This window comes from Acinetobacter lwoffii, assembly GCF_024129355.1.
GTDB classification, from domain to species: Bacteria; Pseudomonadota; Gammaproteobacteria; order Pseudomonadales; family Moraxellaceae; genus Acinetobacter; species Acinetobacter lwoffii_I.
In genome coordinates this window covers 90970-110296 of sequence record NZ_JAMXXP010000005.1, presented here as the reverse complement: position 1 = coordinate 110296, position 19327 = coordinate 90970, and the positions used below count along the sequence as shown (strand labels likewise).

The window sequence follows — 19327 nt, the reverse complement described above, 5'->3', positions numbered from 1 at the left end:
GGCTTTTCATTAATTAAATAAGTATTCAGGTAAACACGCTCTAAACGTACGGTTTACCTCTTCAAAATCAATATTCGGGTCTTTCTCTAATAATTTTTCTAACCATAAATAGATCGCTCTATGATTACTATGCGTACCATCATCACCAAGGTGAATCCCAATATTATAATCATTAGGGATTTGATGTATATGAAGAAGCATGCTTAAAAACTTCAGAATTAACATATGGTACATATTGGGCACCTTTTTTGTTATTGGGTAACTATGTTTGTAGTCTATAGAAAATGCTGTTTCAAGCTATATATGTAACTGAAGTTTAAAGAGATTATAGTACATTAAGCACTTTGGGATTAAATATGATTAATATAATAATGATGTACTTAAGAAAACTGAGTGATTTATTGGTTTTTTGAGATTTTAAATATATACGGAAAGATTTTTTAAATTTTCCGGGTGTTTTATTGCATGGATTTATTTTATTTAACCACTGAAAGTTTTCTAAATACTGTACGCTGACTGTATTTGGTAGATCACATGCCCAATATTGAGCCGGAAAGAGTGGGTAAAATACCTCTAAAAAGGCTTCGAGTTTATCAATGTCCTTAAGAAAAAATATTAATCCTGATTCAGTCCTATTATTTTTCTGAATAAATATTTTTAACGCATAGAGGAGCCTCGGATCATCTTTGGAATAATCTGAAAGTCGTTTACAAAAATCATATATAAGCGACTTTTCTTCAGCTGTTTCTAAGCAAGGTAAAACACGCAGGCCTTTGTGAGGATCACGTATGAAGCGTGGTTTCCCTTTTTGATTCTGAATTGTCTGTAATTTACAGAGATTGGCTTTGCATTGTTGTATGAACGGGACAGGCAGGTTGAGCTTCTTGGCAATGTAGTCAAGATCATGAAAACGTTCACAATGACGAATAACTTGCACAGCCATTTGGATTGAGATACTCGATTGTGCAGTCCCCGGGTAATAGTGCTCGTGACACAGATCATTTGTTTGCTGATTTGCCATCGTGGCTGCTTTTTGGCGATGTCGTACCGTGTTATTTTTTCTCAAAGCTTGCGTGGTTAATTTTAGCCTAAGTTGTGCGCTGAGCTGACTTAAATGGATGTCTTTGGATGTGGCTTGCAGCACGAGATCAGGGCAGATGGTTTTGATGGTGCTATATGGGATGGGTGGATCATATTGAGCGAGACGATAACCCGCCATCATAAAAGTTAAATGCAGATAACTTTTAAAGGTCTCTTTCGGGGTGATATGCCCCAGCACATGCGCGAGGACGTACCAAATATCTTGCGCTGTACTGGAACGTAAGAGATGACCACAAATACGCAAGCAATCTGCTTCGGTGTAATCAGTAAACACCTTGACCATGTTATAGGGCATGGTTAAGACCAAGGCGAGATGATTGGCTGCAGTATGGCGCAGCGTGTGAAAAGAATAGTCCCCATGTGGCAAGACGGTCTTGATCAGATGGGAGAAGACCTGACTGACGACATGGGCAGGGATACGTTCGGAGCGATTCCATAAGCTAAAGAGAAAGTCATCTTTAGCTGCACTGATGCGTTTGGATGAGCAATAGCTGCTAAATGCAGCATGTTCATTGGGCATGAGTAGGATGTGGAGTGGAAGATTACGTTCAGCACTCTCTGTTTTTAGAGTGTGCTCATGTTGCTTGCTACGGTAAGGCCTGATCCAAATTGAGGTACAGGCAGGTCCTTCAATATCTTTGACCCGAAGTCCTAAAATCTCATTGATGCGCATGCCGGTACGAAAGGCCAAGATAAAAATGAGCTTGAGCATCTCGGCATCATGCGGATTGAGTTGACTACTCATGGCATAGCGAGGCAGCAGATCAAGTACAGCGTAAAGGCTGTGAGAAGAGAGAATTCTAGTACGTGGATGAGCGGCTGCCTGTAGATCCATGTACACAGGAAAATCATCTGCTTGAAATAACATTTTTTGAAAATAATGAAATCTTTTTAAAATTGCGAGTTTTTGATCTGAAGACTTTTGTTCCTCTGCCAAGATTTTGCTGTATACATCCTCCAGATGAATGTTGAAATCAGGGTCTTCAGTATAAGGATAACTGTGAAATAACCACGCTTCTGCAAATTTGGCATAGTAACTATAGACCGAGCTTTTCTTTAAGTGCTGTTGATAGCTGAGATATTTCAGCCAGGCTGCAGTGTCTAGACCGAACAATCCACTCAACTGTTGAACTTGCGCGGTATTCGGTTGCAACAGACTGATCAGCCATAAGCAAATGCGTTTCGCAGGCTCAAGGAATTGTAAGTGCTGGTGTTGGATATCGTCGATGAGTGCGGTCAGCGCATCTTTATTGAAACGTAGAGTTTTCAGCAAATGTTTATGCAGTTGCTTGAGACTTGCTATGGACTCTTGATTGAGGGGAGTCGGTGTTGAAGCAGATATCACAGAACCATTTGTGCTGATCGTTTCAGGGAATCGAGCAAGCGCCAGTTTATCCAGTGCTACATGTTGAGATGACTGTACTGGATTCAGATATTGTTGAAAAGATTCAAAACTCAAGCCACAGGTGTTTGTCTTTTCTTCCAGACAGCAACTTAAAGCAGGATCTAATCCGACTGAATCAAGCTGCATCCAATGGCAACTGGCACAGGCCAATAATTTGGCGATGTCCGCAGCTCGCCCTGTAAATCCCATCCTGACCAAAATTAAACTCAAATATGCTGTGACGTTCATGGTCACAGGTGGCGCTTGTTGTAAAAACCGTGTAAGCCATAGTTGCGTGATGCGATCCAAGACCAAGGTGCGAGATTTGCGAAGTGGTGTATCAGGCTGGTAAATGTCGCCATAGTGTGGGGAAAGTGGCTCAAGAAAGAGCACCTGTAAATCTAGAGCAGGGAGGTGGTGAATCGTGGGACCTTGCCTCAAATGCGCCAATATGTCATCTAAGCTATTTGGTGCGGACACACCCGCAAAGAGAATGCTTGAGATCAGGACATTACCAATAATTTCATCTTCTGAGAATTGGCGAGCTGTATGCCAATAACGCCAGAGTTTGTGTTGCACAAGATGTGCATGTTTACTGCGTTGTAACCAGTCTCGATCATATTCCAGATGATCACGCTCAATCGTCACCAACTGTTTAGACGGGAGATCCAGTTCGAGCGCATAGCTATGGTTGAACAACGTGATCTGCTTTCTATAGCAGTGATACAGCATTTTTTTATAACGCACAGATTTAGCTTCATCTTCGATCAATGCTTCAAGTTTTTGCAACATGGTATGCTGTTGTTGAGATTGATAGGCTTCATAGAGTGCATCTAAGGGCAGATGTCGTAGGATAAAATGTTGCGCTTGACGCATCTCTTTTTCACGTGCTTTTTTACGTTCAGCATTGCGACGTTCACTGGCAACAGGAGCGATTTTTGGCATGGTGTTTTATTATTATAAGGGCTAGTCTTTATGATATATCTGATGAGGTGGCTATGACCGTTTGATCAAAAACTTGGGAATAAAGTGGCGGGTTTTTGTTGGAAAATATATCGTTTTATAGGTAGATGATACTGATAATAATAGCTATTTTTGAATTAAGTTTTTGATAAAAAATAAGTTGTGTTACGAAGAATCTGTTTGGTTTCAAGTTGGATTGTATTTTTTTGAGGTATCTCGACGAGCAGTGTTGTAATCAAGCTAGTTAGATAGTTATTCTCTATATGTTGATAAAAAAATAAGAATAAAAAAGGTGTACTAATGAGAAAAATAATACTAGCTATGATGATAGGGAATAGTTTATTTAGCACATCGAACATTCAAGCAAAAACGATGAATGAGCAGATCATTCCTGCGATTGCGGGAGTACAAAGTAAAGCGTTGTTATTAGGCTTTGCGAAAAATCAATATGATTTAGGAATGGCATATTACGATGGTCAAAAAATACCAAGAAATACATCTAAAGCCATCGAATGGTTAAACCTTGCTAGTGAAAAAAATTATGCTCCTGCTAAAGTGGTTTTAGCGAAGATGCTCTTAAGTGGTGATGGTGTAAACCCTAATCCAGTATTAGCGACCCGATTACTTCAGCAGGCTGCTTCGAATGGCAATCAGCAAGCTAAACAAATGTTAGAGCAGACATCAAATACACCATCTGCCTCACAAATAGCACAACAGTATTCAGCTATTGATCAAGCGCTATTATGTCAGGGTTGGTATACTAAAAATATGACACAACCTTCATTTTTAGAGCAAATGGCTAGAGATGAAATAGAGGGGAAAGCCCATAAAAATATAGAAATAGGACTGAAACAAACTTATCAGATACAAGATACTTATCGATATTATCCAGAATATAAAGATGCATACGCTGATACCCCTTACGTTCAGATCTTTTTACCGCGCAACGCAAAGAATGCTTTGTTTAAAAAATTGGAATTCACAAATCATTATGGCTATGGCTTCAATTTTGAAGGGGTTATTCAATCCAACGCGGATATTGCACAACTGAAAAATTTGATCGAGAACCGTGACAAAATTCAATTACGTCAATTTGATGCAGAGCAGTTTAATCGTGATTTAAAAGCTATTAGTTCTCTTCAATTACGTCAAAATTATGATGCTTCTTCGAAAATAACAGAGAAATTATTTACTCAATTTAAGAACTCATATCTTGTACATGATGATAACTTGCAATCACTTTACTTTGCTTCAAAGCCTCGAGGGAGTGATGATTACGGTGGGTTTGCAGAGTACATTTATTTGACCAAATCAAAAAATGGCGAAATCAAAGTGATATGTGGTGTTGGTCAATAAAACATATGATTCTATGCTGTGATGTTACATTGCTAGAGATCAGCTCTTTTATAACAAAAATATTAACTCTTAAGGATACCATGATGAAAACAATATTAATTTTGGCACTGACGTTGGTTTCTACCGCTGTAAATGCTCAATATGTTGCAACCAATGATCTAAAAAAAGATTTCCCTGCTGAGTCATATAAAACGACTAAACCTATTTTGGTTGATTTTGAAGTTACCTACAGTAATGATTTCGAGCCTGATGAAAACACTGAATTTTTTCCTGAGCCAGATCAAAATGGTTTGTATGCTGATACAATCATTCGTCTAAAGACTTTACCCTCCAAAACATTCCCTAAAAACACATTGGTTGTTCATGATGATTTGTTCAGAATTCTAAAAATCAGTGAAAAGGACATTGTGCAAAAATTTAAAGCTATTTCCAAAAAACAATTCTATATGTGTACGGTTACAGGAAAAATGAATGCGCAATTAGAAGTGCATTATGATGGACGTGATGATGTTAGATTTAGGGATTCTGTGAATGCTGAAGTCAGATCAGGGACATTGGTGGGTAAACCGAAAACAACTTGCCAAAAGGGATAAGTCAATTACTGCTAATAAGATGAACATCATTAGGGGGTTCATCTTTTTACAGTCATTTTTGAAATGTAGTAGGGATATTTAAAAAAATGATTCATTTTTGATTACATCACAAAGTTTTCCTAAGTACATGGTTGTATAAAAAATATACGTTTCACGTGAAACTTAAACTTTGTAAGTACAGCGCAAAATGGTGTGAATGGAATAGATATTTTTTAGTAGACTGTACACAAGAAAACCTTCTGATTTAATTCAAATTCGCTCCAAATTTTCATTCATCCCATCAATTTGAAAAAATGCCTGCATCTCATCTAAGCTTTTTTCCAGTGTTTTATAGCTATTCAGTGCAAGACTCGAATACTCATTGCCTATTTCCTGTTGATGCTTTTCATGACCAAATAGCGCCAGAATCAACGTTTCATCGACTCGATCGGTGAGAAAAGCACGCGTGGTATGCCTGAGCCAATTGGCCTGTTCAAGCTGCATGCCTTCAGTAAACTGCGCAACCAGTGCTGGGCTAAGCGCTTGCCATTGCTGTTCTATGAATACCCCAAGTAACGGTTTCCGACTTTCTAAGATATCTCCAATATGCAGTGCTGCATCGTCGATTTCTAATGCTAAGCCCGCCCTATGATTGTTTAAGTCGTTGAGATAATACTTCAATTGCTGTTGTAGAAAACTGCATAGGGGGAGTAGGCGTCCATCCTCATGCCGCCCATGAATTTCTTTATCAGATACCCACAGCCAACCCTGATCTAAATCAAAATCCTTGAGTAAGCCTGGAAACTCTTTCACAGGCCGTGCTCCTGTGAACAGTAATAGAATATGCCATAGCCAAATATTGTAATGGTTATAATAAGCAACTAAATCAAATTGCTTATTGGCTTGAATAACTTGCGTATACAAGTACGCAAAGATACTACGTACAGTGGGCGGTGCTGGTGCTTTGAGGCTACCCATATAGAGTGTTTGATCTTCGATGTGCATCATCTTGGCAAGATCGGCAGATAAGCACTGTACCGTATTCAAATACTCACGTTGTAAGCGATACACTGGATAAGAACAATATGAAATCGAACTTGAGCGATTGGCATCGATACCAGTGAGTATATCTGCAAGTTGGGCATTGCCCGTCATGTGATAAATCGTGGCGTGTAATAAAGTCGTGAGCTTCTTACTGGTCAGCGATGGAATATGCAGTTCCTCACGACACTGTTGTAGAGCCTGACGGATCTGTTCTTGTTCAAGAATGGGTTTGGTTTTCAATCCATCAATCAGCACATTGGCAAGGGGTAAATCAAAATGGGTGATTTGATTTTGCAAAGCCTGCTTATGCGCAAAATGCACTGGATCAAACAAAGTGAATTTTGAGCGCAGCACATAATGACCATTGATCTGAATTAAACGCTGGCGTTGATTTAACCGCGAGATTTTACCGTGCTGAAGCTTGAGCCATTCCTCTGTGGCATTCCCCGTTAAAAAACTCAGCAAGATAATCAAATAGGCTTTGTCTTTTGATTGCGCTGTACTGTATTTCTGCCAGCAATGCGTGATTAATAAACGAATTGAGTCAAGATCAGGATAATGATTACTGCTGCTAAATCGGTGTTGTAGCCGAACAATATGCTGCTGCATCAACCGGACCGATTGCTGCTGGACCGGTCTGGAGCTTTTGCACAGTGGTGAGACCTCAGCAGTATCTATCTGAAAGGTTTGTACCTGCTGATGATCAGTTAACTGTTCATACTGCAAGGAGCGGATTTGTTCCGAGGTGGGCAATTCCTGAATGACGAATAACCCGTCTGATTCATTCAGGGCATATTGTTCAAGGCGTCGCTGGCTTGAGTTGTGGTGTCCTGATTTTTTCGGGGCCAGATTGAGGACATAGCTATAGGCCCTTCGGATATCCTGAATGAGATTAAACTGGAATGTATCCAGAGTACTAGACTGTTCCAGTTCACATAGCTGCTGGAAAAAAGCCTCAAGTGAAGTAGATGTTTGCGGAAGTTGCTCCCATACCCATAAATAGAGTTTGTCATATTTAAACAGTTTCCCGTTTTGCTCTGCCTTATGTAGGGCCTGAGAGGCCAGACGGAAGCGGTTGACTAATGTGGTGATGGTGGCTTGATGTTCAGCAGCCGCAGAAGGATTGATGCGGATTAAAATGCAGCATGCAGCGAGTATATTTACGCCCCACTGATAGACCTGAGTTTCTGGACTGAACTGTTTCAAGTAATACAGATAGCTACTGATTGGCTGTCTGACTACATGCGGCTTTTGATCCGGGAAAATAATCTCTGCTAGTTCTAAGGCAGAAACAGCATCTGGGCCCGGCAAGAGTGACTGAAGTCCTTCAAGCGATGGTGTCTGGCCCAATAGATAACAGCCAAAATCATGAAAAGCTGGGGAGGTGTCTTCAAGCGCTAAGAGTTTAGTCATAGTGGATGAAGGATAATCATGCATGCTCTGTCCTCCAGAACATTGAAGGATTAATATACGGATAATTTAAGGCTTCACATTTAGCTTTCAGTACAGAAAGTTTGAGCCGATAGGCATCATCGATTTGCTGCTGGCGATAGTTGAGCTGATTGCGTGAACAGCCCAGGATCTTTGCCAACAGTTCCATGGACAGGGTGGTACGGGGCTTGTCGTATATACGACAGTTCATATCATAAATATGGGTTCTGCTCAGATGCCGGTTAAACAGCATCAGCAACCGGTTGGGATAGATCTGATCGATATTGATTTTGGATTGATGTAATAAAGACACAAATGCTTGCGTTAGTTTTAGGTGCATTTCTTCGGATGCAAGTTTGTGAGATTGGCTGAGAATTTTTTTCACCAAATTTTCGAAAGATTGGATGACTGGATGCTCGGGAAAGAGAGAAGTCATGGCAGGGCGGACTTCATGTAGGCAAAGCTGGATTCCTTTGATCAATATGGCGACATCAGCAGGATCTTTGTGAGCTAAATGTGCCCGTTTCTTTAAAGGAGGGATTTTTGTTTTCATCGTTGTTTTATGATTTATATACTATCCCTCTATGATAAAAGTAAAAGCAGTGCTCTGACTGTTTGATCAAAAACTTGGGAATAAAGTGATGGGTTTTTGTTGAAAAATGGGCGAGTGGTAGCGGTAGTAACAGCAGTTAAAGAAGAATAAATTTCTATAAAAATTTGATAAATAAGAAGTTAATTTGGAGTGAATCTTTGAGGTTTGGGAGTGTTTGGGATTTTCTTCAGTTACTCTTTGCAGTTCTTTTCTGAGCTTTGCTAGCTCTGCAGTTGGATCTGCTGATTGAGTAACTTTGGGTTGTCGAGGATCATAGCGTTTAATCCAGGCATATAAACTATGTGTAGTTGTACCTAAACGCGCAGCAACCTCGGCCACACTATAACCTTTCTCGGTAACTTGCTTTACTGCTTCAATTTTGAATTCTTCAGGATATCGTTTACTGCTCATAAGCACCTCGTTAATTAGCCATTTTATTGGACTGCTCCCAGTATCCTAGACACGAGACGGCCTCATTTTGAAGCTGCCTCAAAGGCTTCTGGACTCATCCCATCGAGATGCGAATGACGCCTGATTCGATTGTAAAACATCTCGATATAATCAAATACATCTGCACGCGCCATTTCTCGTGTTTTATAGATCCTCTTTTTAATTCTTTCCTTCTTTAAGCTGCTAAAAAAGGATTCAGCAACAGCATTGTCCCAACAGTTTCCACGACGACTCATACTCGGAACTAAATTATGCTTCTGACAGAATTTCTGCCAGTCTCCGCTACTGTATTGTGAGCCTTGGTCTGAGTGTATGATCACAGGTTCATTGGGTCTGCGTCGCCATACCGCCATTAAAAGGGCATCCAAAACGATATCCTTGGCAAGCGTAGGTTTCATTGACCAACCGATGACTTTCCTTGAATATAAATCGAGAACCACAGCCAGATATAACCAGCCTTGCCAAGTGCGGATGTAGGTAATATCAGTCACCCACGAGGTATCAGGTGTGTTTACAACAAATTCTCGATTTAAATGGTTAGGTGGCACAATCTGAGGACGACCACGACCATAGCTTTTATGCTTCTTATATCCTCGAACAGCGGCAATGCCATTGTTCTTCATGATCTACAGCACACGATTCGGTCCACAGCTTTCACCTAGCTCTTTAAGATCCAGCGTGATGCGACGATAACCATAGATACCATAACTGGCATCATAAGAAGAACGGATCAGTTGTAATAACCGTTTGTCTTCAATTGTTCTGCCTGATTCGGGTTCATGTAGCCAGGCATAATAGCCAGCACGAGCAATCTTAAGAACCCGACACATCGTCTTAATCTTAAATTGATGGCTGTACTCAAGGATAAACTGATACTTTACTCGGGCAGGCTTGCAAAGTACCTTGCGGCCTTTTTTAAGATATCCCGCTCTTCTTCAGTTTGCTTAAGCTGACTTTTAAGACGAAGGATCTCTTTCTTTGCTTCGAGTAGTTCATGTTCATCAGGGTTGTTGCGTAAAGGCTGTACGGCCTTTAGCCATTTATAAATGCTGTGCTGTGATACACCTAAACGTTCTGCCACATCAGTGACAGAATATCCACGTTCAGTAATCAATTTAACAGCTTCTTCTTTAAATTCTGAGGTGTATCGTTGTCCACTCATAATGTTCTCTCCTATGCAAAAAGAATAGACGAAATTTGTCTAGGAGAGTGGTGGCAGTCCATATCTAACTAAAAGGTGTCTACAAAATCGGTGGCTATTCAAATATTATTTTTCAATCTATGAAATCTCTATGGTTTCTAGTCTTGTTGTATTTCTTGTCTATATAAACTGAATAAGCGGTTTAAATGTGAAAATACTTGATGGGCAATATTAAAGTTAAATAAATAGAGTTTTTTTGAAATATGGGTATGAGTAAAAGAAGCTCTTCTGTGGAAGAGCTTCTTTTTTTTTAAATTAACGGTGTTTAATCAAGCTAAAATCTTTATTCCGAAATAATGTAATCACACAACCATTTACTGCTGTGACAAGATGCATTCCATTCATCTCTTTCAGTCCTGGGCAAACATTCTTGTATTTAGAAATTTCTTTCTTGCCAATGCTGTAATATATTGCCCCATTTTGATAGTTCTTACGACCAAATTTTAATAGATTAGCAATATGTTTAGTCTTCATGCCACGCTGGGATGCTCGTTGAGCAGCATGGCTAGTTAAACCAAGAAAGAATTGCTCTGGGTTCATGAAGATGGTCATTACTTTCATCCTTTGTTTGTATTTTGTTCTAGTAAATATAGTAAAATCATAAGAAAGGTAATTCATTTCGCAAGCTTACACAGAGGCAAGTGATCTTTCCTTATATAAAAATAAAATCAAAAAAATATTTGTATCGAAAAGAAATCATTCTTTGGAAGCTTACACTTTTACATACCTCGTAGGTATCTTCGCTAAAATCCTTGAAGATTACTTTTTGTTCGTACAGATATAACAACAAAAGGCCACTTTTATGTATATTGCATTTGAAGGCACTAATGAGTTGCTTAAAAGAAAATTATTCACTCAGTGCTTGGAATTTTATAAAAATAGAAATGAATCTGTTGATGTGTTTCATCCTTTAGCCCCAATGCCATCTTACGTTTGGTGGGAGCAAGTTTTTCTTAAATTTTCAAATAATAAAGTTTTTACATCAGACTTGTTGGTCTCCCGAGCAAAATATCATTTAAAACATATAAAATTTAATAGTGGTGTAATTATTGGAATAGGTAGTATTTTCACAAACTTAATCGAAAACTGGCCTAGTAAAGACTATTTAGCAAAAGCACATATTAGAAATTTATTAACAGAACTGCATCCCGTACCAGTTCCTAACAAAGTTATTTATATAGGAAATAGTATAGATGTTAATGAGAAACATCAGAAATATATGCATATCTTTAAAAATATCCAGAAATATGAGTTTGAAAATCTGAAGATATATTATCTTGAAGAAAACGTTATAGAATCAAACCCTGTTAAAGGCTGTGATCAATTGTTCGAAATATTACTGAGTACAAAGTAAGGAAAAGGCACATGCAAAAGAATATTTTATTTTTAGTTACAGGAATGACACCACAAATCATCACGGAAACCCTGTATGCATTGGCTGCTGATCCTGAAAATAGTGACAGATGGATTCCAACTGAAATACATGTGTTGACTACGGCGAAAGGAAGAATCCAAATTCGATCTCGTTTGTTTAATGATGGTATTTTTGAGCAATTTCTTAAAGATTATCAATTATCAAACATCAGATTTGATGATTCCACTGTCCATGTCATCAGTTATCAAGGAAAAGAGTTAGAGGATCTTAAGACTTTAGATGATAATGAGTTGGCTGCTAATGAAACATGTCGTTTGATTAAGTTATTTACTGAAGATGATAATTCTAAGTTACATGTGTCTATCGCAGGTGGTCGTAAAACGATGGGGTTTTATGCAGGCTACGCACTTTCGTTGTATGGTAGAGCTCAAGATAGTATGTCACATGTTCTAGTATCAGAAGAGTTCGAATTTGCAGATGGCTTTTACTATCCAACGCCATATGAGCATTATGTTGGCAAAAATATGTCACAAGAACGATTAAATGCACAGCAGGCTAAAGTCTTTTTGGCGAACATCCCTTTTGTACGCTTAAGAAATGCATTGCCAGAAACCCATCCGCTTAAAATGGACACCTACCAATTTTCAGATGTCGTAGAACAAATTAACCAATCTCATCAAAATCTTTCATTAGAGATTGATGTCACGTATCAATATATTAGGGTTAATGGTGGAGAACAGGTTGATATTCCGGCTAGAGAAATGGCCATGCTAATGTGGTTTGCTGACAATAAACTTAAAGGCCAAGCTGGTATTAAAGCACCAACAGGTAAGGCAAAGGGGAATAATTCTGCTGCAGAGATTCAAATTGTAGAAGAGCTAACTGACGAATATTTAAAACATTATGATGAGCTTAAAGGCGGTGATACTTCTATAGTTGTGAATAAAGAGTTTTTTGAGTCAACAAAGTCTAAGCTAAAAAAACATCTAGAAAAAAAATTAGGTGTAGAGTTGGCAGCTAGAATCGTACCAAAGCAAAATGGCAGAAGTATGCCTTTTTATCTCCCGATTGAGAGAGAGGACATTACTATAAAAGATAATTTTAAGGATCGCATTATATTTTTCTAATGTTAAAAAGGCAGCTGTAAGCAGCTGCCTTTTTAATCATTAACGTTAGTTTAATAAAGATCCTGTTTTTGTAATCTATTGATGGCTTGTTCAAGGATTTTAATATTACTTTTTAAATCATGGATAATATGTTGATAATCACTTTCATCATCAACATTAGATGTATGCATAACGCTATTACGGAATTTACGGACTAGGTGTAAGTCATCACGCAAGCTTTGATTAATGATTGCCTGATTATATAGGTCATCAATCATTGATGAAGCAGATACTGCTTTTCCTTTAGAGTTATTTCGTTGTTGTTGAAGTTCTCTAGAGCATAAACGTTGAAGTTGTTTTTCGAAATAAGTCCAATATCGCACAAATTCCCCAACTAAAGTAAAACCGTGCTTAATTTCATATTCCTCAATACGATTTTGTAATTCCTGTTGAGCATGATCCTTTTGACCAAGTACTGCTAAAAGTTTAGATTTTTCATTTTCATTATTTAGAAGTTCATTTTCAAGTTCTTGTTTTTCAGCTAATAAAGCATCGATTTCTTTACGATCAACCGAATTTTCAATTTTTACATTAAGATTTTGGATACTTGAGTTAAGTAAAAACGCCTCGTGATCTTTTTCTTCCAAGTCTGCATTCAATTTTTGAACAGATTTTTCTAGTTCAAATTTTTCCTGATTTAAACGCTGTTGCTGTTTAATTAACTTGATATTTATTTTTTCAATTTGATATCTGCGCCAGCCACCGTACAGAGCAACACCTAAAAGAATAAAAACGAAAGGTAGAGAAGGATAGAAACGTTCCCATGCTACTTTTTGAGCGAACTCATACCAAGACATTCCTTCAATTACAGGTCCATTACCTGTAACTCTGCTTGTAAAATCTTGGATATAGTTCCAAGATGAAAAGGTCATGGTGTTTAAAGAGTTTAACCAAAGATTTGAGTAGCCAGTAAGTTTTGAAATTTCCAATCTTGGCCGAAGAGTTTTAAATTCTGAAAAGGTATGGGTTACTGTTACTGGTGTGCGATGATCATAAATTGACTCATCTTTTTTCTCTAGAATCAGCTTATTATTGCGGTCATGTAAAGAAATTGTGCCCCGGTTACTATAAGTGTTTAACGCATTAAAAAATTGATCGAAACAAAGTTGTTCTGATTTGTTCTTGAGGCATTCTTTATTCATTGCTTCGAATACGAATATTACATCACGATAATGATATTTTCTGGACTCTTCTAATTGTTTGTAATATTTGTTTTGATTCAAAAATGTTGAAATAAACAGAGTAAATAGTACAAAAAGAAAAATTTTTAGATAAAGAAATTTATCAGAGTTAATATGTTTGATCTTCACCATGAATTGCCCTACAATTTATAAATTATTAATATATCTAACTATTCTAATAATTATATGTAGGAAAAATAAAGTGAAATTTGATTAATTTCTTTATTTGCTACAATCGATAATTCTCTTGCGTCGCCAATCCCATGGCGGTGTTGGGCATTCAGATTTCCATAAACCTACTTTTTTTGTTCGTGCACTTGATTCAGCTTTCGAATAGTTCATACGATCTATCGAAGGCTGATCATTTTCAAAATACTTATAATGCCATGCGTAACCATTTTGAATTTGGACTAAATTACAATCTTGCTTTTCTGCTATAACTTTAGCAAGCAAACGGTCGTATTTATCAATAGTACTCCAATTAATTATCAGAGGTTTTCCTGCTAAACATTGTTCTAAACTTTTATGGCTCTCTTTCCCCATAGGTTGATCATTCTCTGGGGCATCAATCCCAGTCAAACGAATACGTATCACTTTCCCTTCTGGGTTCACACCTGAAATGGTATCTCCATCTAAGACCTGATAATGATGAATAACCATTTTATTGTTGTATCCCCAAGGTAATAGCTGTTCATCAGCTGTCTGACAGGATGAAAGAAAGAACAAGGAACTGCAAAATAGCCAGGAATTTAGAATTGTTTTGAACATTTAATTACCAATGATGGGCTAATTGTTTGTGTGTTTTTAAGCTTACTTCGTAAGCTTACATAAGTATAAGGAGATATCTGTTTAAAAATCATCCGTGATGAGCAAAAAACTGTGATTTTTTAAACTATTTTCATTTTATTAACTTCTAATTAATCGCAAGCTTCCAATATCAAATTTTATTTTATAAATATAAATATGATTTACCCATGACAACGAATATATAAATTAAGGGTAAGTTATGAATAATTTAGTAATCCATGCAGTCCACCATGATCTAGTAATCAATGCAATTCAGAAAAAAACCTTAAATACATCTAATTTAAACTTCAGAACCTTACGCAATTTTGCGGGTATTGATAGTAATAAGCGTGACGAGCTAGACCGAGGCCGCTTAACGATTCATCGTCAAGATTTATTGAATCAATATCTTTACTCATATGGATTAATGGTTCAACGTCAATGGGAGCAGACCTTGCCTAAGACAGTGGAGATGTTGAGTGATAATAAAGATGAAAATGTCCATATATTTGATTACGGTTGTGGACAGGGCTTAGCAACCTTACTTCTATTGGAAAACATCACTGGCTTAGAAGGCATTGTTGATGATGTAACATTAATTGAACCTTCCAAAATTGCGCTTCAACGTGCGAGCCACATTATTGGGTGTGCCTTACCTCAAACGCAAGTTCACTCGATTAACAAAGAACTCGATGATTTAGAAACTGAAGAGCTCAGCATCAATCCTGAAAAGATGAATATACATTTATTTTCAAATGTACTAGATATAGATAGCTTTGATCAATTTGAAGTCTTTAATAAGATTTTAAAAGACGGTGGTACGCATTATGTGATTGCTATCAGTAGTGATCGTAATTTCAAAGGTGGTTCTCCACGAATTAAAGCGCTTTATAATGCTATTCATACCTATCAACCAGATGAGAATGAAGAGTTTAAATTGAGTCATGCTCACTTGGGGCGTTTTACTGATAGTCACAACATGAATCATATCTATTTCTTCATTAAAATTGAGAATAATTATTATGCTTGATTTATTTGAAAGCTCGATTGAAGCATCACCAAATCAATTGCCATTTGTTTTGCCGGATGTTAATGGATTTTCTAGTCAATGGGATGAGTCACGCCAAGGCTTTATCATTCAGATTCCGAATGGTGTGCTCTTTTACGCATCTCAGTTTTTTGCTCAGAAAATCAGTGATCGATCGGTAGAATATTTTTTAGAAAATGATACTTATGAGACGCAGCAGGTTGATTGGAGCAAAATTCAACCCGATGATCTTAAACAGGTAAAATTTAAAAATATTTTATGGAAGCAGGATTTTATTAATCTTTATGGTAAAAAAATTCCGTTACCAAGATTAACCAGTTGGTATGGAGATGAGGGTAAAGCCTATAAGTATTCAGGCATTCTGTCACAGCCGAATCCGTGGAATAGAGGTTTACTGTATATCAAAGAACAAATCGAAAAGGTCGCCGGTACACAATTTAATAGTGTCTTAATGAATTGGTATCGTAGTGGTGAAGACTATTTAAATTGGCATACAGATGATGAACCAGAGTTAGGTAAAAATCCGACGATTGCATCTGTGAACTTTGGTGAAACCCGTGATTTTCAAGTACGTCATAAAGACGACCACCAGCTTAAATTTACTGTGCCATTACAACATGGCAGTTTGCTGATCATGTCCGGTGAAATGCAACACTTTTGGGAACATGCGGTACCGAAACGGAAGAAAGTACAGCATTCTAGATTTAATCTTACTTTTAGAATGATTCGGGATTAAATAATCTTCTTCGTATATTAGACTAAATGGTCAATTAAATTCATAAATATTATGTGATTAAGATCATATAATATTGTTATAAATAATAAATAAGTTCTTGTAAAACGAATATTAAATTATTCAGAGGGGGAGAAAGAATGGCAATGCAACAATTTGCGGTGGCAACAGCACGACCTTTACCAGTTATTATTTTGGCTGATGTCAGCGGAAGTATGACACAAGATAATAATATTGGAGCACTTAATGCTGCTTTAAAAGATTTTCTTAATACATTATCTCAAGAAAGTCGTTTAAATGCTGAAATCCAAGTCTCTATTATCACTTTTGGCGGTTTAAAAGCTGAAGTACATGTCCCTTTGACTCCTGCATGGCAAATTAATCAAACAAATGATTTAGTTGCTTCAGGTGGAACCCCAATGGGAGGGGCATTTGAGTTGGCTGTAGAGATGATTGAGAATAAAGATATTATTCCTAGTCGTGCATATAAACCAACAATTGTTCTTATTTCTGATGGTATTCCTACAGACAATTGGGAAGCTTCTTTTGATAAATTGAAAAATTCTGATAGAGCACAGAAAGCATCACGTATGGCTATGGCTATAGGAACAGGTGCTGATAAAAATATGTTAAAAGCATTTGTAAATGATTTAGAAGCATCAGAAGTATTTGAAGCACACAATGCAAAAGAAATACATCGTTTCTTTAGAGCGGTCAGCATGAGCGTTAGTAGTCGTTCACAAAGTAACACCCCTAATCAACTTCCAACGGTGGATTTTTCAAAATTACCTGATGATGAATTAGATCTAAGTGATTTTTAATCGTGTATTTATCACTATGTTCAGTTTCAGTGATTGGTCCACGCAATTTACGCGAAAAAAACTCTAATCAAGATGCTGTGATGCACCGGTTTTGGAACAAGAATTGGTGTATTGCAGTGTGTGATGGAATGGGATCTAAGCCCTTATCCCACATTGGATCAACCTTAGCTTGTCAATCAGTATGTAATGTTTTAAAGCATTGCGATTTTTCTTTAGCTGAAAAAGACGTAGCAAAGAAAATATATTTACATTGGTTAAAACTTTTGAAAGAAAAAAACATCTTACCAACTGATGCAGCGACAACTTGTCTCTTTGCATGGGGTAGTGGAGAGGGTGAGGTAAGACTATTTCAGTTGGGCGATGGTGCTATTTATTATCAAACAGAAAGTTTTGGTCGCGTTAGTTTGAAATCCGATGATTTATTTAGCAATCAGACCAATGCATTGGGCTATTCAAAAAAATGGGATGATTGGGCTTATAAAAAAATTTATTTAACCAGCCAAAAACACGGCATCGTGTTACTTACAGACGGGATAAGTGATGATTTGTTCAATGAACAGTTATTTACATCGACGTTGATCCAAAAAGCGACATTGCAAAGTGTAAGGCGAATAAAAAAGTATATACAACACGAGCTGCACCATTGGCCTACACCCCAACACAGTGATGATAAAAGTATTGGCATAGTTTTTTGGAAAAAATAAAGATGACGAATGAAAAGCAAAAAAGAATCGTAAATGACCTCCAGGGAGGTACTTATGAACTTCTAGGAATGATTGGAGAAGGTGGCCAAGGTACAGTTTTAAAAACAGACCAAGTTAACTTAGTAGTAAAAATTACAAATGTACTGCCAGAAGTTCAATTAAGAGAAGTACGTAAGCAATTTCAAAATGTTATGCGTTTACCACTTCGAGATTTAAAAATTGCTTTGCCACTAAGTTTATTAACATTAAAGAATCGTGCTGGTTACGTGATGGAGCTTATGGATGGCTTAGAACCGCTTTCTGCACAAATAGAACGTATATACACCTTAGAAGGGCAGCTTGATCTTATTAAGTATAGAGATACAGGTAGCTTCGCACGTCGCTTACTGATTTTAAAAGAACTTGCTGAAACCTTAGCTAAGTTGCATGGCAAAGGTTTGGCGTTTGGGGATTTATCACCTAATAATATTTTTGTATCAACTTCAATTGAGCATCATCAAGTGTGGCTAATCGATGCAGATAATATTCATTATGCGGAGCAATCTCATCAGCATCATTTCTATACCAAAGGTTATGCAGCCCCCGAACTGATTCGCAATGAAACGGGAACAAATGTACAAACAGATGCATGGTCATTTGCTGTCATCGCACTTCAGTTATTAACACATACTCATCCATTCAATCATGGAATTGCTGTTGAGGATGAAGATCCAGATATTGCTGAGGAAAAAGCTGCACGGGGAGAATTTCCTTGGGTTTTTGATGTTAAAGATGCTTCAAATGAAATAGCAGTACAAGGTTTTCCAGTATTTGAAATGCTAAATAAACGTTTATTTAGCCTATTTCAGCGTTGCTTTGGATCAAGTCGTTTAGCAGAAAAGTTAAATGAACGCCCTACGATGGTAGAGTGGCATTACGAGTTAAATAGAACTCTCTCTTTACTTCTAACATGTCAGCAAGAAGATTGTCGTAGTAGTTTTATAGTCAATCAGCGTGTGACTTGCCCATTTTGTAATACCTTTCACGAAAAAAATGAATATATACGCTTAAGATACTGGGGCTATGATCAAGATGCTTTAATGGCTGAACAGCCTTGGTTCGCTAGTTCTGAACAAATGTTTTTAAGTTTAGGGCAAGAGAAAGCAATTTATCATGATCCTCATAGCTATTTTGATAATGAAATGCTTAAACCTTGGTTTAGGATTGCCTTAACGGAAGATGGATTAAAAATTACGCCTGAAACAGATGATCATGTCATATTGCAAAATGTGGATGGAACAAAATCTTATACTTTACATAAGACGCAGATATTAAAAAATCATCAAAAAGGCAATAAAGATCTTCTGATCACGCATTCTTCTTTACAAATGAATAGTGAAAAAATGCATTCATTCTTTTGGCGTTTCACTTGGTAGTGTT

Annotated in this window: 16 protein-coding genes and 2 pseudogenes; 9 read left to right on the top strand and 9 right to left on the bottom strand. The window is 37.3% G+C overall.

Going from position 1 to position 19327, the window contains the following annotated elements:
- Positions 1-9: 9 nt before the first annotated feature.
- Both NI468_RS04855 and NI468_RS04850 read right to left on the bottom strand, forming a co-directional pair.
- Entirely contained in the window at positions 10-234 is a 225-nt protein-coding gene (locus NI468_RS04855) for a hypothetical protein (protein ID WP_253100343.1), read from the bottom strand.
- A gap of 91 nt (positions 235-325) precedes the next feature.
- Positions 326-3430 (bottom strand): tyrosine-type recombinase/integrase, encoded by a 3105-nt coding sequence (locus tag NI468_RS04850; protein WP_253100340.1) that lies wholly within the window; start codon positions 3428-3430, stop codon positions 326-328.
- Between the two features lie 390 nt (positions 3431-3820).
- On the opposite strand from NI468_RS04850, the gene NI468_RS04845 reads away from it, so the two are divergent.
- Both NI468_RS04845 and NI468_RS04840 read left to right on the top strand, forming a co-directional pair.
- Positions 3821-4804, top strand: a complete 984-nt coding sequence (locus NI468_RS04845; protein WP_253100337.1) for a tetratricopeptide repeat protein — start codon at positions 3821-3823, stop codon at positions 4802-4804.
- Positions 4805-4887: 83 nt separating this feature from the next.
- Positions 4888-5397, top strand: a complete 510-nt coding sequence (locus tag NI468_RS04840) for a hypothetical protein (RefSeq protein WP_180000524.1) — start codon at positions 4888-4890, stop codon at positions 5395-5397.
- 249 nt (positions 5398-5646) lie between these two features.
- On the opposite strand, the gene NI468_RS04835 is transcribed toward NI468_RS04840, so the two are convergent.
- The 5 genes and pseudogenes from NI468_RS04835 to NI468_RS04815 form a co-directional block, all read right to left on the bottom strand.
- Positions 5647-7857 (bottom strand): hypothetical protein, encoded by a 2211-nt coding sequence (locus NI468_RS04835; protein WP_253100334.1) that lies wholly within the window; start codon positions 7855-7857, stop codon positions 5647-5649.
- Positions 7850-8404: a hypothetical protein gene (locus NI468_RS04830; protein ID WP_253100331.1), complete on the bottom strand. Its 555-nt coding sequence runs from the start codon at positions 8402-8404 to the stop codon at positions 7850-7852. The genes NI468_RS04835 and NI468_RS04830 overlap by 8 nt, the downstream gene beginning before the upstream one ends.
- 222 nt (positions 8405-8626) lie before the next feature.
- A pseudogene (locus NI468_RS04825) lies at positions 8627-8854 on the bottom strand (transposase); the annotation flags it as partial.
- Between the two features lie 62 nt (positions 8855-8916).
- Positions 8917-10055 (bottom strand): annotated as a pseudogene (locus NI468_RS04820) (IS3 family transposase).
- A 294-nt stretch (positions 10056-10349) separates the two neighbouring features.
- Positions 10350-10646 carry a DUF4258 domain-containing protein gene (locus NI468_RS04815; protein WP_253100328.1) on the bottom strand — a complete coding sequence of 99 codons (297 nt, stop codon included), beginning with the start codon at positions 10644-10646 and terminating at the stop codon, positions 10350-10352.
- Positions 10647-10896: 250 nt separating this feature from the next.
- Here NI468_RS04815 and NI468_RS04810 point away from each other — a divergent pair, with 250 nt between their 5' ends.
- A complete protein-coding gene (locus NI468_RS04810; RefSeq protein ID WP_253100325.1) occupies positions 10897-11448 on the top strand; it encodes a hypothetical protein in 552 nt (183 codons plus the stop codon).
- Between the two features lie 11 nt (positions 11449-11459).
- A complete protein-coding gene (gene csm6, locus NI468_RS04805) occupies positions 11460-12596 on the top strand; it encodes a CRISPR-associated ring nuclease Csm6 (RefSeq protein ID WP_253100322.1) in 1137 nt (378 codons plus the stop codon).
- A 50-nt stretch (positions 12597-12646) separates the two neighbouring features.
- Here csm6 and NI468_RS04800 read toward each other — a convergent pair whose 3' ends face one another.
- Entirely contained in the window at positions 12647-13948 is a 1302-nt protein-coding gene (locus tag NI468_RS04800) for a coiled-coil domain-containing protein (RefSeq protein ID WP_253100319.1), read from the bottom strand.
- A gap of 90 nt (positions 13949-14038) precedes the next feature.
- Entirely contained in the window at positions 14039-14584 is a 546-nt protein-coding gene (locus NI468_RS04795; protein WP_253100317.1) for a thermonuclease family protein, read from the bottom strand.
- Positions 14585-14822: 238 nt separating this feature from the next.
- Here NI468_RS04795 and NI468_RS04790 point away from each other — a divergent pair, with 238 nt between their 5' ends.
- From NI468_RS04790 to NI468_RS04770, 5 genes are all read left to right on the top strand, one after another.
- Positions 14823-15632 (top strand): hypothetical protein, encoded by an 810-nt coding sequence (locus NI468_RS04790; protein WP_253100315.1) that lies wholly within the window; start codon positions 14823-14825, stop codon positions 15630-15632.
- Positions 15625-16386 (top strand): alpha-ketoglutarate-dependent dioxygenase AlkB family protein, encoded by a 762-nt coding sequence (locus NI468_RS04785; RefSeq protein WP_253100314.1) that lies wholly within the window; start codon positions 15625-15627, stop codon positions 16384-16386. The genes NI468_RS04790 and NI468_RS04785 overlap by 8 nt, the downstream gene beginning before the upstream one ends.
- 137 nt (positions 16387-16523) lie before the next feature.
- Positions 16524-17204, top strand: a complete 681-nt coding sequence (locus NI468_RS04780; protein WP_253100312.1) for a vWA domain-containing protein — start codon at positions 16524-16526, stop codon at positions 17202-17204.
- 29 nt (positions 17205-17233) lie between these two features.
- Positions 17234-17908 carry a PP2C family serine/threonine-protein phosphatase gene (locus NI468_RS04775; protein WP_253100310.1) on the top strand — a complete coding sequence of 225 codons (675 nt, stop codon included), beginning with the start codon at positions 17234-17236 and terminating at the stop codon, positions 17906-17908.
- A gap of 2 nt (positions 17909-17910) precedes the next feature.
- Positions 17911-19323, top strand: a complete 1413-nt coding sequence (locus tag NI468_RS04770) for a protein kinase domain-containing protein (RefSeq protein WP_253100308.1) — start codon at positions 17911-17913, stop codon at positions 19321-19323.
- Positions 19324-19327: the final 4 nt, after the last annotated feature.